10 protein-coding genes are annotated in these 16,214 nt (G+C 56.8%); 5 read left to right on the top strand and 5 right to left on the bottom strand.

What is annotated here, in order from left to right:
* Positions 1-430: 430 nt before the first annotated feature.
* The 5 genes from N826_RS02135 (at position 431) to N826_RS02115 (ending at position 8,151) form a co-directional block, all read left to right on the top strand.
* Entirely contained in the window at positions 431-2,056 is a 1,626-nt protein-coding gene (locus N826_RS02135; RefSeq protein ID WP_147040009.1) for a hypothetical protein, read from the top strand.
* 630 nt (positions 2,057-2,686) lie between these two features.
* The gene (locus tag N826_RS02130; protein WP_052830758.1) at positions 2,687-3,394 is read left to right on the top strand and encodes a sugar transferase; all 708 of its coding nucleotides are present in this window, start codon (positions 2,687-2,689) and stop codon (positions 3,392-3,394) included.
* A gap of 180 nt (positions 3,395-3,574) precedes the next feature.
* Complete coding sequence (locus tag N826_RS02125) at positions 3,575-5,893, top strand: GumC family protein (RefSeq protein ID WP_044425634.1); 2,319 nt, start codon at positions 3,575-3,577, stop codon at positions 5,891-5,893.
* Positions 5,894-5,899: 6 nt separating this feature from the next.
* Complete coding sequence (locus N826_RS02120) at positions 5,900-6,697, top strand: glycosyltransferase (RefSeq protein WP_044425632.1); 798 nt, start codon at positions 5,900-5,902, stop codon at positions 6,695-6,697.
* 38 nt (positions 6,698-6,735) lie between these two features.
* Positions 6,736-8,151, top strand: a complete 1,416-nt coding sequence (locus N826_RS02115) for an O-antigen ligase family protein (RefSeq protein WP_044425631.1) — start codon at positions 6,736-6,738, stop codon at positions 8,149-8,151.
* On the opposite strand, the gene N826_RS02110 is transcribed toward N826_RS02115, so the two are convergent.
* From N826_RS02110 to N826_RS45645, 5 genes are all read right to left on the bottom strand, one after another.
* Positions 8,122-8,835 carry a glycosyltransferase family 32 protein gene (locus tag N826_RS02110; RefSeq protein WP_280178412.1) on the bottom strand — a complete coding sequence of 238 codons (714 nt, stop codon included), beginning with the start codon at positions 8,833-8,835 and terminating at the stop codon, positions 8,122-8,124. The two genes, N826_RS02115 and N826_RS02110, sit on opposite strands and share 30 nt — an antisense overlap.
* Positions 8,836-9,037: 202 nt before the next feature.
* Positions 9,038-10,177, bottom strand: a complete 1,140-nt coding sequence (locus N826_RS02105; protein WP_147040013.1) for a glycosyltransferase — start codon at positions 10,175-10,177, stop codon at positions 9,038-9,040.
* A 68-nt stretch (positions 10,178-10,245) separates the two neighbouring features.
* Positions 10,246-11,901: a glucosamine inositolphosphorylceramide transferase family protein gene (locus N826_RS39595; protein ID WP_052830757.1), complete on the bottom strand. Its 1,656-nt coding sequence runs from the start codon at positions 11,899-11,901 to the stop codon at positions 10,246-10,248.
* 381 nt (positions 11,902-12,282) lie between these two features.
* Positions 12,283-13,740, bottom strand: coding sequence for an oligosaccharide flippase family protein (locus N826_RS02095; protein WP_044425628.1), 1,458 nt, complete (start codon positions 13,738-13,740; stop codon positions 12,283-12,285).
* Between the two features lie 380 nt (positions 13,741-14,120).
* Complete coding sequence (locus tag N826_RS45645) at positions 14,121-15,608, bottom strand: cellulase family glycosylhydrolase (protein ID WP_084720422.1); 1,488 nt, start codon at positions 15,606-15,608, stop codon at positions 14,121-14,123.
* Between the last annotated feature and the right edge of the window lie 606 nt (positions 15,609-16,214).

The following is a 16,214-nucleotide window of genomic DNA, read 5'->3' as shown; positions in this document are numbered from 1 at the left end:
GCGCCTGGGGAACCTTGCATTCGGCAACTCCGGTCGCTGCGAGATCATAAACACCCAAGAAGTCTGCTGGACCATCGCAGCCGATCGCAGCTTTTCAAAATCGTGTTCAACGCTTCCATAATGTATGGACAATACCCGAAGTACAGGAGCGGCGCCCTAACGTTCATACCTGATTGTTCAGCACCATGCCATTAGGCTAAAATTCCATCTATCCTGTTTGGATCTATCCTCCTGGACAGACTAAGGCTCTTAGCGGTTCGGCGAATTTGCGTTAATCGGCATAGTGTCGACAACCATTCATCAAAACGATAGCGATGGCCGGTTAGCAGCATTAAGCTTAAGCCGGCATGAGTGAAGCCGGACCTCTTCGACGTTTCAGAATTCTTGAAAATCGAGTTCTTTCGAATACTCAGTGAGGGACAGATCATTTATGGAAAACATCAACGCATCCCTCAAAGCTTCCGCTCATGGAAGAAGTCTACTGCTGAGAATTTCAAACGCATTCGCTCGAAACCCATTTGCTTTTCCATTGGTTTTATTCATTGCACTTCTGACAAAGACGTTTATCTTAAACATACGTTTTGGCATGCCTGATATAGAAGACGATGCATTCTACTACATCGTCATAGCCAAGAATATTGCTGAAACAAGCCTCAGTACATTTGATGGTGCCATGTTGACCAACGGGTATCATCCGCTGTGGACCGCCATACTAGCTGCGTGGATATATTTTTTTGGGGATGCCATTATTCCGATCAAATTTCTGGAAGCACTCATTCTATCAATATCGCTCTACTACCTGATCCGACTGATCCAGCCAGCCAACATCCTGAGCCAGGCCATTGCGTTCGGCTTTTTTTATTATGCGGTTAACGCGACGAGCTACATGGGAATGGAAACGACTATTCTGTTCTTAGCTTATACCGCGCTGATCGTTGTCCTGAGCAGCTATACGCATTTCATCGCCGACAACCGTGGACTGGTAGCCGGAGCAGCCGCTGTGCTGTGCATAGCTGCCCAGATCGAAGCTGCTGTTTTCGTCATTCCCGTTCTGATCCTTACCCTGCCGTCGAACAAGGATCGGATCTACGGTTTGGCAATGATCGGAGCGGCAGGCATCGGCTACGCCGTCGCAAACCAAGTCGTATTCGGCACACCTGCACCCATATCGGGAGAAATAAAATCCTTCGGCGGCTTCCACGTCAATGAATTGTTTATAGAACAGTTAAGGTCGGAAGGTTTTAAGGGTATTCTGACTGGAAACTATGCGACGGTCGTCGTATTTTACATATCTTCACTAGCATTTCTTCTCTCGAGTTTTGTGAATAAGCAGACCAAATTAATAATTGTCGGACTTGAGTTAGGACTACTGGTATTTATCGTCAAACTGGCATTCTTCTCATCGTGGCGGGTCTGGGAATGGTATCGGTTTCCGATCTATCTGATCGTCGTTCCGGCTTTGATCGCCGGGCAAGATCTTCTGAGACAGCGGAATTCGCAGTGGCGAAGCGGCACTCCTGAACGCAGTAAGTTCCACGGACTTAATTTGGCGCTGCTCGGTATTGCCGTCATGATGGGTGTCATCTGGCCAGCTTATAGGACTGCCCGTGCCCTAGCATACAACCAGAAAATGAATTTCTATGATGTAAATGAGGAGGTTGCATATCAGTACCGAAGCGTCTTCGGCAGTTCGCTGGTGGCGATGGGCGACCGAGCCGGGTCCTTCGCCTACTATAATGGAGGGCACGTCTTACAACTCGAAGGATTGGTCAACGACAAGGCCTATTCCGAGATGCTCCGAACCGCCAGCGATGCCACGGAATACCTCTGCCGGCATGATGTTAAATTCGTTGTAGATTACGACCGTGATCTTGGAGATTACGGTGGCCACTCAGTTGATATATTCAAAGCTAAACTTACGAGCTTCAAAGGTCCTAAGATTCCGTTCAGCAAGGAAGATGAGGTTGGCCGTTATGTGAACCTGGCCCTGTACGATAACTCCAGGAGCGACGTTGGCGACAATTACATCTATGTCTGGCGTTTAGATTGCCATTGATTCCTCGGAGACATCGGCATAGAAAGTAAATTCTTCCACAAAATCTTCCGGTGACTGAAAATCCTGGCTATCGACAAGAGTGCACCTGACACGTGCGCTCTTTTTATTTCACCGACGCCTCTCAGTCACTTCTATATGCGATATCAAGGGCTTATCTCACAGCTGAATTCCGATCCAAGTCCAAGATCGATAACCTCGGCATAGAAGCTGAAATTGGGGAAGATGCAGGAGCACATAGTCCAAACCCCACTATGCCAGTGATACCGAATTCTGTGCAATCCTCATTCCGAATAAGGGGGGTCATCCGAAAGCTTTAAAAAAGCGGTCATCGGAACATGTAACCGAGGTCTAGTGGAGATATGTTCGCCCGGAATATTACTTGGCTCGATCGGATCATGACCAAAAGATTTAACATCGGTAGTAATCTTGCATCTTCCACTTCTGACCGGAGAAACCGAAGAAAAATCCTACTGGTTGTGTGAGAGCTACCATCGATTGGGAGACAAGTTGATCACCGTTGGATAGATAACCAGATTCTCATACACCAGTCTGCTTCGATCAAGAATACACTGCGCTGCAACACATTCAATCCTGCCGCGCCGGCTTCGTAAAACCCCAAGGATCTCTTTTATGCCGCTCGCAAAAGCCAATATCGACGACAATATTGTCTTGAGCAATTTTATACCAAAAAACCAGAATTCTGAACAAGATTCTAACGGTCAAAGGATCTACGCAAGTAAAATTAAAAGGGCCGCTGACATCCTGATCGCGGCATCACTCCTCTTTATAACGTTTCCCTTGATGTTGATCGTTAGCATGCTCATCAAGTTGGACGGAGGTCCGGTGTTTTTCGGTCACCGCCGGGTAGGATACCGGAATAAGATTTTTCGGTGCTGGAAGTTCCGCACCATGGTGGTGGATGCGGACGACGTCCTTGCCAACCTCCTCAAGAACGATGCCGTTGCCCGCGACGCCTGGAACAAGGATTTCAAGCTGGTGAACGACCCGCGCGTCACCGGGATCGGGCGGCTGATGCGAGTCACCAGCATCGACGAACTCCCACAGATCTGGAATGTACTGAAAGGTGACATGAGTATCGTTGGACCGAGGCCAGTCACTCCTCACGAACTGACTCTGTACGACAAGAATGTCGGCGACTACTTGAGCTGCCGGCCAGGCATCACCGGACTATGGCAAGTCAGCGGCCGCAGCGATCTGAGCTATGACGAGAGGGTCAGTCTTGACAGCCATTACGTCAGGTCCTGGACATTGATGCTCGACCTGAAGATTCTGCTGAAGACGGTAGGCGTCGTGCTAGGCCGGAAAGGTGCTTGCTGAATTGAACGTTTCAGGCAGTGTCCGGCGCCCGCAACCGAGCGCGCTTTCAACCTTCCGCCCTTCGATACCGGCCATGCCACCCATCCCTCTCAATTCCGGAGCGCTCCCGGCCATGAAGACGACACCGCACCTCCATTCGATCATCGGAGCAGCCAGAGTGCCCCGCACAGGTCAACCCGCATGATGCTGCTGCCAGACTACCACCTGCAGGAAGCCAGCCCCGCACGATCCACCGGGTTGTTCAGACTCAGCGATCTCGTGACTGCCATCCGGCGGAACAAGAGCGTCATCATCCTCGGCGCCGTCATCGGGATCGTGGGAGGCTATGGCATTTCCCTGCAAATCGCACCCCGGTTCTCGGCAGAGGCAGTGCTGGTCGCCGAACCGCCGTCGAGTCGGGTCGATGGAGTGCTGGGTCCCGAGGACCCGCTCAGGCCCGTCGATCCGGCCGCCACCCGCACGGTGGTCGAAACGGTCGCATCGATGCCGGTACTCGTCAGAGCCGTCAATCAACTCCCAGCCGACATGCGCGCGGTGCTTGCCGATGCGGCGGCTCCGAAATCAGGCGCGCTCCGCTCCTTCTGTCCGGCTGACGATGCCGGGATCTCCGACGGGTCCTTTGCCGGAACGATCCGCACCTACCTGGAATCGGCGTGCCGGTGGATGACGTCGCCGAAAGCCGGCGACGAGCAGATCGACGGAGCCGATGCAGAGTCGAGACTGATCGCGGAACACATCACTCGCAGCCTTGAGATAAAGAACGGCGGGCGGTCATACGTGATTCAGGTGCGCTACACCGCCACCGACCCTGGCTTGGCGACGGCGGTCACCAACGCCATCGCGCAGCAGTTCATCGCGCTCAGGGTGGAGCAACGGAAAGAGAGCAATGCCCAGGCTGTCGATACCCTGAAGAACAAGCTGGCGTCGCTGAGTGCCGACCTTCAGAAAGCGGAGCAGACGTCCCAGACCCTGCGCGAACAGGTCCGGCTTCAAGAACTCCGATCGGGCACACTGACGGAACAGCAGGCGAATACCCTGATGTCGGAACTGGTCGCCGCGCGAATCAGGCGAACTCAGGCGGAAGCGCGCATTCAGGCGGCGAGGACGGGTCTGGGCCGGGACGGATCGGCCGCGTCAGAAGTTCTCTCATCACAGTTGATCCAGCAACTGCGCCAACAGGAGGCCGAACTCCGGCGCCGGGAAGCGCAGCTCCTCGAAACGCTCGGGCCGAACCATCCCGACAGCCGCACCATCCGGGCTCAGAGGGCCGAGTTGAACCGCGGGATCTCGATCGAGATCAGCAAGGTCGTGGCGAGCCTGGAAGCCGATGCGACCGCGGCGAAGGCGCAGGAGGAAGGGATCGTTTCGACGCTGCGCGCGCAGGAACAGGCGATCGCGCAAAGTGCCGAAGCGTATCCTAAACTGCGGCGGGCAGAGCGGGAGGCGCAGGCCCTGGCGACCGTCTACGAACAGTTCCTGTCGCGTCAGCGCGAGTTGTCGGGGCGTCAGGACTTCCTGGAACCGGATGTCCGCGTGCTGTCGCCTGCCGAGGTTCCGCAACGGCCGAACGGTCCAAGCAAAAGCCTCATGCTCGCGCTGGGGTCGATCGCCGGAGCTCTCGCCGGAATGTCGGTGGCGATCATGCGGACACAGCGGGAGAAAAGGACCGATCCGGAATTGCTGGTGGAGCAGGCACGCTTGAACGCGCTCGACGTCGGGATGATCCCGCGGGTCCGTCACCTGCGATCGGCGCCGTCGCACTACGTTGCCCACAATCCTTCGTCGGCCTTCACCGAAGCGCTTCACCGCATCAGGGCCGCACTTCAGGTCCGTCCGGACAGCCGGCGCAAGCGGACCATCGCCGTCACTTCGCCAAGGCCGGCCGAAGGCAAGAGCGCCTTCTGCCTAGCTTTCGCCGGTGCCATGGCACTGGCCAATGAAACCGTCGTCGTCGTCGATTGCGATCTTCGTAGGCCGAAGCCGACACAACTCCACATCGATCTTTCGCGCGGGCAGCCGTTGGTCGGTTATGCCGATCTGGGCGCGACGCTGTACCATGGGGAACGCGGCCATCCGAACGTAGTGCGTTTCCATTCCGACACCTTGAACCCCCATGCGGTTTTCTCTTCGCTCAATTTCAGGGCGCTGCTCGAAACCCTGTCGTCAAGCTACGAGTATGTCCTGCTGGACACCCCGCCCCTATCGGTCGCCTCGGACGCCCTGTTCGCCGGAGCCTGTGCCGGCGAGTGCATTCTGGTAACCAAATGGCGCGACACTCCGCCCGAGATGGTCAGTGCCGCGGTGAGCGATTTCCGAGCCCTGGGCATAGAAGTGGTTGCCTTGGTGATCAATCAGGTCGAAGTGGCCTCCGGTCCCCTGGGCCGCTACCGGCCCGCGCTCGACGCTCGGCCCCGGGTGCAGGAGGCGAGACCCCGACTTGCCGCCCGCAGTTTTCCTGTCGGGCTGCCCGGCAACCCGTTCAGCGCCCGCAAGGGTTGAGCAGCCATGGACGACCTTCCGACCGTCTGCGCCTTGATACCGGTCTTCCGGGATCAGGGCGGTATCTCGAAGACGCTGGAGGCGATCGCGCGCGATCCCTTCCCCTATGATGTAGTCGTCGTCGACGACGGGAGCCCAAAGCCGATCCAATGCCCTGGGCAGGCCGGCATACACCAGGTTACGCTGTTGAGACTGGACAGCAACCGAGGCATCGAGCACGCGCTCAACGCCGGCCTTCAGCGCCTGCTGAGCCGCGAGTACCGCTATATCGCACGCCTGGACGCCGACGATACCCCGATGGAAGGCCGCATCGCCCGCCAAGCCGAATTTTTGGACCGGAACGCCGATGTCGGCGCGGTCGGCACCTGGGCCAAATGCGTCGATGACGGCGGCAAGCATCTGTTCACCCTTCGATTTCCTACCGGACACAAAGAAATTCTGAGGAAACAGCGTTACGTTCCGGCCATGCTGCATCCGACCGTGATGATCCGCGCCGACGCCATCCGCGAAATCGGGCTCTATTCCGACAGGTACAAAACCGCCGAGGATTATGATCTGTTCGTCCGGCTTGGACATAAGTACCGGCTGGCGAACATCCCAGCCGTCCTGACCGAATACATCGTCAGCAATGCGGGAACGACGATCGCCAAACGTCGAAGGAACCTGGTCTCCCGGCTGCGCATACAGCGAGACTATTTTTCCTGGGCCGATCCTCATGCCTATCTCGGAGTGGCAAGGACCATCCTGTTCATGGGCATTCCCTTCGGTCTTCTTATCGCCGTCAAGCGCCGTCTATGGCAATAGCGCACTCCAAGCAGGCCGGGCCACCGGCTGGCCGTGGGATGAACGGGATCGCGCGCGTTGGAGATGCCGACCGTGCGCTGCCGTGGATAGTCGTCATTTCTATCGTGTCGCTGGCCTTCAACGATTTGCCAGCCTTGCTTCCGATCGGCGAGATCTCCCAGGATGCCTTCATCTACGCGCTTCCCATATTGACGCTCTTCCTGCTGCGGTCGTCCGGCGACATCGAAGTGCCGACGATGCTCCTGTGGTTCACGGCGGCCTTCACGGCGGTCGTTCTCGCCGGCATCGTGGTCAATTACGATGACATCGCGACATACCAGTTCAAGGGCCGCACCGGCATGGAGCGTGTGGTCACGCAGGGCATGACCTTCGCACTTGGTATCGTCATCACGGTATTGGCCTACAACCTCGGCCGGCGCGGCATGACGGTCCATATCGTCAGGGGCGCCAAGGCCGCGCTTCTCATCATGGCCGCCGTCGGGGTTCTTGAATGTGCCTCCTGGGTGAACGTGCCGGTACTGACGCCAATGCACGAAGTGCTCTCGTCGGTAATCCACTCCGCCGGCGAGACATCGACGGTATATGTTACCCGGCTCAGGATGACGGCTTTCGAGGTTTCCTGGGCCGGGGTCATGCTGACCTTCTTCTTTCCATTCGGTGCGGTAAGTCTCAAGGGCCGAAGACTGGAGACGGTGGCCTATACGGGGCTGGTTGCGATCCTGGTAATTCTTGCCCAATCGAGGACGGCGCTGCTCGTCTTCGGCTTTCAAGCCCTATTGCTGGGCTGGTACTACGCCCGTCACCGCGTCGACCTCCTCGTCCTGGCGCTGACGGGGGCCGTCATCGGCGCCTTCCTTCTTGCAGCGGAGCCTACGGCTTACCGGAAAATGGCCGATGCGATCACCGAGATGGCGGTGGGGCAGGATGCCGACCTGGATCAGGAGGAGAATGTCTCCAACGTGACGCGGACCGCAGCGATCAAGAGTGCCTTTTCGATGTTCACCGACCAGCCGCTGCTGGGGGTTGGGCTGGGGCAGTTCGGATTCCTGTATCGCCACCATCTTCAAGCAGACGATTTCAGGAGTTACGAAGTCCGGGCATATATCCTGGACGACGAGACGACGCCGTGGCCGCCGATCTATTCCATCCACGCGCGCTTGCTGGCGGAGACCGGTTTATTTGGCTACCTGATCTGGCTGGTGTTCATTTTCTCGCTTTTCGCGAGATCATGCAGCAATACGCTGAGGTCCGGTCCCGACACGGCGCCGCTTCATCTCGCGACGGCAATGACCCTATTCGGGCTGCTGATCCTGGGAGCAAGCATCGACAGTTTCCGCTTCTTCGGAGGGTGGATCGCGGCCGGTCTGGCGCTCGGCTTCGCCGGGGACCGAAATCTGCGGCCCCCCGGCGCCCGTCCGCAGCCTTCAGCGAAAAGACAGCGCCCCGATCCTTGATTTCGCCTTGTTGATGGCGTACCGGAAACGGAGCTTGAGCATGATCTTCAACGACATGTCGCCGAGCCAGCTCCCTTCCCAGTGGTGGACGCAGTAGGTCTTTTCCGACATGTTGGACAACAGCGGTTTCCGCCGGATGACCTCGCTGCTGTAAGGGTTGTAGGGATAGCAGCACTCTTCAGGTAAAATGGTTATGTCCTTGGCCTCTTGTGTTTGAAGCAGGGTATAGACGAGTTCCGGCAGCGGTTGGAAGGTTATCCTGCCGGTGTTCGCTTCGCCATCCAGCTTATCCAGAACAAGCTTGAGGAAGGGATGCCCCTTCGTCGCCCCGATGATGCCAACACCGACGCTGGTCGGCGATTCACGCCCAAGGAAGAAAGGCTTCACCAGTAGATCGTCGAAGGGCCTAATCACTTCGACATCGGTATCCATGTAGATTCCACCTTCGTTATGCAGAGCCCAAAGCCGCATATAGTCTGCGACGAACGCGTATCTTTTCTGCTGATAGGCGGCTTTCACATAGAGACTGGTGGAATGTATCTTTTCTTCATCCCACCGGACTATAGAATAGTCAGGCATTACATCCTGCCACGTCTGTAAACATCTCTGTCCAAGCTCGGTCATCGGAGATCGCCCGAACCAGCAGTAATGAAGAACTCGCGGAATTTTTTCAGCATTTCCCATGGCAAGTTCCATTCTCGAAGCGTCTGACGCCATCGGCATCACGCATGTTTTGAAACAATAGAGCTCGTTCGACTCTTTTCATTGTAACCCAGCCATTTGGGTATGGCGACGATGCCATTGGCTATCGGATGGCTATACATGACTGTCTCTTCCGTACATGCTCCATGGAAGAAAATATGACATGGCAAACGGAACCCGGCCGTCACGCTGCATAGAGCTTTCTCAGGCACTCTCCCATCCGTTCGGTCGGAAAATCTTGGAAGCGTCGAAGGCCGTTGATCTTCAAGCGATCCAGCAGTTCGGAGTCGGACATGAGCTGCAGGATGGCATCGCGAAGAGCCCGCGCATCGCCCTGTGGAAAGAGCAGGCCGTTCTCTCCGTCCTTGATGATCTCGCTCGGTCCACCTTCGGCGCTGGCGACGACCGGAATGCCCAGGCCCATCGCTTCGAGCACGACCAGTCCGAAGGGTTCGTAGCGGCTCGACAGAACGAAGGCGTCGCCACTCGCCATCCAAGCGAGCGCCGTTCTGTTGTCTTGCGCGCCGACCATCCTTACTGGCAGATCCGCTGCTATCTGTCCGATCCGCGCCGCCTCGCTGCCGCCACCGACGACGACCAATTCGAAGCGCTTCATAAGATCGGGAGGGAGCAGGCGCACTGCAGCGATTACGGTGTCGGGGTCCTTGTGTCCTTCCAAGCGTCCGACCCAGGTCAGGCGAAATACGTCCCTGGGTGCACGCTCCTTGGCTGTCAGTTGCTCAGGGATTTTGCGGCCGGAGTAGATCACGTGCATCCGCGACGGCTTTCCGACACCGTTCCGGAGCGCCAGCTTCATTTCCGACTCCGAAACAAGAACGGTGGCATATGTTAACGCGGAAAGACCTCGCTCAATCCAGAGGTTCATCCGCGCGTTGCCGGCATTGTTCGGATTGTTGAAAGCCCAGTTATGCGGTGTATAGATGATCCGGACGCCGAGTCCGAGAAGCGGCCGAATAAGCCGGACCAGCGCACCGGCCTTGGAGGTATGAGCGTGAATGACATCGGGCCTAAACCTGCGGATTACGGCGAGCAATGTCTTCAAGGCTCGCCAATCGCGTTTCGGGTCGATCGGGCGCACGAAATCGGGAACGACCTGCCGCTCTATGCCCAGAAGGTTGAGTGCATCCGCGAGGTAGTCACCCTCGCCGCAGGCTACGAGAATTTCGTGATCGTGACGCAGCTGCGTGCAAATATCGACGACGTGCTGCTGACCACCTCCTATAATTCCCGATGTGATGACCATGAGCACGCGGCGCTTGGTCGGCATCCGCAGAGATGACGCATACTCAAGTGTCGCAGACACGGCAAGTCTCTCCTGCTTGTTTTCAACTTAAGGTTGTTTTGTCTTCGATCAAGGAAGGATTATGCGGATCAGCGGATCCCGCGTACCCTGGCGACCACTTTTCTCAGGAATAGCGTCCCGGCAAAGTGGTATCGCTTGGCATCGATCAGCGTCCGGGCACCGCAGGCTGACAGCGTATGGGTCCCATCCCGGTAAGGTCCCTTCGGCGGTACTATCCGGCGGACCAACCGTTCGGAGAAGTGTTTTTCATCGAGTTGGATGATTTCCATGAGGCTGAGGGCGCCGCCGTAGGTCATTGAACAGTCCTGCGCCGGCCGGTAAAGGCGCCCACCCGAAACGAAAGGCGTGCCACCCGGCCGAGCTGAAGCAACGTCGGTCTTGACCGGGTTGTTGGCATGGGGCGTCCATGGTCCCGTCAAGCTGGTTGCGTACCAGATATGAAGGTCGGAGTTCTGATGCTCGATCAGGGTGCAGAACAGCCACCAGCGATCCGCGTGCCGGAGGATGACGGGGTCGACCGCGGGAACTTCCAGAAGAGTCGCCACCTCGTGCAACGCTCCCCCCTCGGCATCCGCCGTCAGAAGATCCAGGCGCCCGCTCTGGTAGGCTTCCGGTAGGCAGAATGTCTGTCCGCCGTCGGTAAACTGGTAAGGATAGGAGAGATGGTAAGCCCTGTCGATCGCATCCGATACTTTGGGGTCGTTCCCCGAACCATCCCAGCCTATCCTGACGATCCTGCCCTTGTAGTCCGTCGTCGCGTCCAGAAATTCGCAAAGCAGTTCACCATCACGATCGGGAACCGGAAAGGGATCGGCATAGTACGAATACTTGCGCGGCGGCTTGAGCCACACCGGATCAGGATCGACGGCGGGATCGAGGAAAGCTTCGATCGGAACGTCGCAGATGCCGATATTCCATGTTTCGAATAGGAACCAGCGCTTCATCAAGTTGGTCGCCCGGCGAAGCTCCGACCGCAACATCCCCGATAGAATCCCTGCCGCCGGCTTGTTGGCACGGAGAAGCGCCGGTGCCCGATCGGTTTCGATCGGTCCTTGGCCCTGCTGGATCAGCCGCAATGCCAGGAATGGCCATCCGGAAACGGCGTCGTAGATGTCGTTCAAGGTCCTTTCCAAGGTTTCCTCGGACCCGATCGTCCCCTTGCGCAGCACCCTGGGATCGGATACCGCATCGGCTGTCGAAACCAAGGCGACCTCGAACACCCTTCTTCCTGTTGCGAAACCGTCGAGCACGGCGAGCAAGGCGGCATCGCCTGCTGCATGATCGATTGTCATCGTCCAGATGCCATACCGGGGCAGTCGATCGAGTTTCAGCGGTGTCATCCTGCTCCGGAAGTCGAGCATGATGTCGATAGCAGCCTTATCGAGCTCCGTTGCGTCGGTCAGATCGACGGTGTTACGGCGAAGCATCGGGGGAAAGGCCCTCTGCCGAAGCGTCGAAGCCCGGTTCTTCAATCGGCGGATCAAGCTTCCGGAAAAAGTCCTGTCCTCTTCCGGCTCCCACGCATTGGGAAAGCGCAGGAGCGTTATCCGGCACCCCGATCCGATCAACCGGTCAAGGCTTTGCTCCTGCCAGCTGGCGATCGTCTCCCGGTCGCACAGAATCGCCAGATGAAGAACCCGCTCCTGGGAGTCGTCATGATGCCCGGTCCGAACCGCTTCAGCAGCCACTATCCCGTGCCCGGAGACACCTTCAGTTTCGAACATTGAAGCGCTCTCAAGCTAGTAAAAACCAGCCGATGAAACGGCCGATATAATCTAAATGTACAGACTCGCTTCTCCTGGCCAAAAATTCTACACAGCCTTGATCAGGAAAACAGAGTTTTTCCATTATACCGAAACCACTTAACATGAACTTCAATAAATATCAGATACCGAACAGTTCTATTGGAGATCGATCATCGATGGTTGGTGTTAGATCAGATTATCAGGAGAATGTCGGTGGACATGCCACCTGTGCTTAAGCAGCATACTGCGGGCAGCAAATTCCCTGTTCGATTTCGCCGACATTCCAGAAGACTTATTCCAACCCTCAAAGCCGGCGCCCGCAGAGTGCGGATTCCGGTGTCGGTAAGGGAGTCGGCTGTGTCAGGGATCAGTCGACTTCGATAGTCCACCCCTTACGAGCGCCATCGCGCGCTCGAGCAGCGGCATCCTGACTACGGCCATGGCAGTAATATAGAAAACGGCACCGAAGACAACGAGGAAGACGAGCATTGCTGGAGTGGAAAGGTTGTTTTCCAAAGCCTTCCGAGCGATCTCGGCACAGGCCAGCATCGCCATGGACATCGCCAGCGGATACCCGAAAGTACCGAAATAGGCTCTCCTGTCGATTGAGAACGACGATCTGATCACGCTGCTGTAGATCATGACGGCTACGGATTCACGGACGATGATGGCCGCGGCCACGCCCACGATGCCGAAATGCGACATGCTTGCGAGCATGACGGCCCCGAGGATTGCCGACGAAACCTCGACCAGCAGGAATGTCCGAGCGAAGCCGGCCGCCGAAATCAGTGCTCCGGACATCACGTTCACCACCAAGGGGGCTCCGCCAAGCGCCACCAGCTGCAGGATCAGCTGGCTCGTCTCCCAGCCTTCTCCGAACAGGATGCGGATCACCTCCGGGCCGACGGCGGACAGACCCAAGCATGCCGGAAAGATCACGAAGGTGACGGCTTCCAGGCTATTCAGGAAAGTGGAGCGCAGCTTCGTGCCGGTACCTTGTAGACGGGCGTAGCTGACGAAGAACATCTTGGAAGCTGGAGCAAGCAGAACGGCCAGCAGGGATTCGAAGACCCGGCCCGCGAGTTGATAGGCGCCCAGCACTTCGGGTCCCCACAGGCCGGCTATCAGGAACCGGTCGATTTGGTTGCGCAGAAAGAAAGCAGCCCGCTGGCCGGCGATCGCCGAGGCGTAAGAGGAAATTTCCCTGACGTGGCGTCCGGCGAAGCGCGAGGCTGGGTGACTCAAGGCCGCTGCGATCGTTCCGCCTGCCAAGACAAGCTTCTCGACCATGAAGTAGGCTACCAGTGACCACACGCCCGCCCCCATGAACATCAGCGCCACGCCGGTACCGCACGCGATTACGCCGGCAATGGCGGAGATCATCGAGATCAGGTGGAACCGAGCCTGGCGGCGCAGGATACCGCTATGAACCGCGGAGATGCAGATCAGCGCCACCCCGCCGGCCATCCAGGGCAGCACTTTCTGCACATCGGGAAAATCGAAGGTCCGGGCGATGGTTCCAGCGAGGAGCGTAGCGGAGCCTACAACGCAGAGTGCCGCGCACAGTCCCATGACGAGAGCGGCGCCGACATGCCCGCCTTCGAGATCGGCGCGTTGGACCATCGTCTCAGAGATGGAATCGAAGACACCATATTCGAACAGCAGCAGGACGGTACTGGCAAGAGCGAAGACGCCGATTTGCTCAGGTTCGAGCAGTCTTGCGGCTATGGTGTACAGGACCAGTGTTGCGAATTGACGAAGCCACGCCGACGCGGTCGAGGATAGGATACCTGCCGCGAGGTGTTTCGATGAGATCATGCCACCACTCTTGTCGGATGCTTTCCTGAAACCGGTTCAAGATTATATCGGGCGACATCTCGGGGAGTCACCGCAGGCGCGATCGTCGCCGGCGGGTTCGCCTGCTGCCTGGCATCAACCAGCCATCATGAACCGATCCTGCATACATCAGGGCAGGACGGGAGTTGCTTAGCACATTTGCCTGAACCCCGCGTCATCCCACGGGCATAGCGGATACGTCACGAGCGACTTAACACCGGCGCGCGTAGTCTATCGAGAATTTCTGTGACGGACACACCAAGCATAAGCTAGGGCGCGGTGCCGGTTCGTCAGAACCTGCACCGCGCCCTAAGAGTAACCGCGTCACCAAAAAAACGGCTGACCCGACGGCGGCCTCTGCCTTAGAGCACGAAGTCGCTCCCCGCGAAGGCGTGAACGCCCTGTACGGTGATGGCAAAGTCATAGTTGCCGTCGCCGTTGGTGTCGCCCTCGACATAGGTCAGGTTAGCAGCCTTGTCCTGATAGAACCCGAGATCCCCGGCTTTCGACAGCCAGCTCGAACCGATGAACTTGAAGGACTGGTCGCCGGACACGCCGCTGTTGGCATCAATGCCGCTCAGGTTGATCTTGTCGCCCGCCTGGAAATCCAGGATGGTGTCACGTCCCATTGAGGCGATATCGGTGAAATGGAAGGTGTCGGTTCCAGTCCCTCCTGTAAGCTTGTCGTTCCCGCTTCCGCCGTTCAATACGTCATTGCCGGCACCGCCCTTGATCGTGTCGTTTCCGCCCGCACCGTTGATAGTGTTGTTCAGGCTGTTGCCGATGATTGTGTTGGATGCCTGATCGCCGGTAAAGCTGGTTCCCGAGAAGGTTGGCTGCTCGCCGGTCGTGGGAGAAGGGGTGCTGCCTCCGGTGGAGGGCGCCGTGCTCGTTCCGCCATCCTTCGTGGCGATGTTCATAAAGGTGTTATACGCAGCCTTGTGTTCCCCGTTGGGACCCACCAGGCCGAACCAGTTTTCGGTGTTGCTCGTGCTGCCGCCGCGATCCTTGTACGAGTACCACATAATGGGGCCGCTCCAAGACGTGGCATGGGCCAGATCAGTGGCCTGCTGGATCATCGTAGCTTGTTGCGTCTGTGAAATGGCAGCGCCGCCGCCACTGGTCGGAGCGCCGAATTCGGTCATCCAGATCTGCTTGCCAGAATCGCCGTTGGCGATCATCGTATCACGCATTCCTTTTTCCATGATCTCCCAGCCGTTCCAGGCAGCCGGGTCGTTGGGCATCAGTGGATATGAATAGGGATGATAACCGACAGCATCGAAGTAGCCTTTGGCACCGGCGGCATACATCTGCTTAAGGTAGTCAGTCGCTCCATAAAGACCGTTTCCGGTATTCGGAACCGCGGCGGTGCCGCCTGTAATCACTGTCGTGGACGCATCGGCCGCCTTGATACCGCTATAGGCACCCTGGAGAGCCTTGGTGTAGTTCGCTGGGGTGATCCCCGTCATGTTCTGTTCGTTGAGAATTTCCCAATGGCCGATCTTGCCGGAGAAGTGCTGAGCGGCATCGGAAGCGAACTTTGCAAGAGCCTGCTGAGAGGAACTCGACGACAGGCTCTTGTCGACCCAGCCGGGAATGTCGGTGATGGCAGCGACGACCTTGATACCATGTTTTGATGCGGCGTCGACGACCTTGTCCGGTAGCGACCAATTGTAGGCGCCACCCGAAGTCGGCTTCACCAACCCCCAGTGGATGTCGGTACGGACCCAATCGACACCAAGCTTGGCGTAGTCGGCAAACTCCGCGTTCATTTCCGCGTCGGATTTTCCAAGCAATTCGCCGAACGGAGTCGCCATTCCAAGTTGTCCAGGGGATGCATAGGTTGCCATCTAAGTCTCCGGCTTTCAGGTTAATAGGCAAGATGCGTATATCTTGTTTATAGACAAACTAATTTATCTTGCAAAAACTCATTGAATTACCTTTCTATAAAGTAATTATAATCTCTGTTGATCCTTATTGCATTGAATCTCCTGTTTTCACCTGGTGTCGGCGGCAGATCTATAACTCGATCCATAAAGGCTAAACCAGAGACAATAATATAATTTTCAATCTTACATTTATCACATAGAGTTGACTCCGCACCCTGAGGCGCAAATCAGACATAATTGGTAATTCTGATGGACTTTTTCCGGATTTTAGTGAGCTCTGACTTCGGTTCGGTGATGACCATGTTGGGATCAGCTTCCAACCGTCTCTCAAGCATTGGATTAATCTGTATCTCGGGCACAGATTTTGAACTGTGGATCCGCCATACCTTCAAACGGTCGCTTCTCACGCTATGAGGTAATTCCATACGGATTTTAGGGCTAAAATCGGCGAGGAATGTGGGTTGTCACCTTCACTAATGACTCGCGCTCTACCCTTACGAATTAACCTCGGACAACGAAACGGACCATTGGAATACACGTCTCCTGCAATCTTGCCCTTTCTCAAAT

The sequence above is a fragment of the Skermanella aerolata KACC 11604 genome (assembly GCF_000936425.1).
Lineage (GTDB): Bacteria > Pseudomonadota > Alphaproteobacteria > Azospirillales > Azospirillaceae > Skermanella > Skermanella aerolata.
This window is presented reverse-complemented; position numbering and strand designations above follow the sequence as displayed.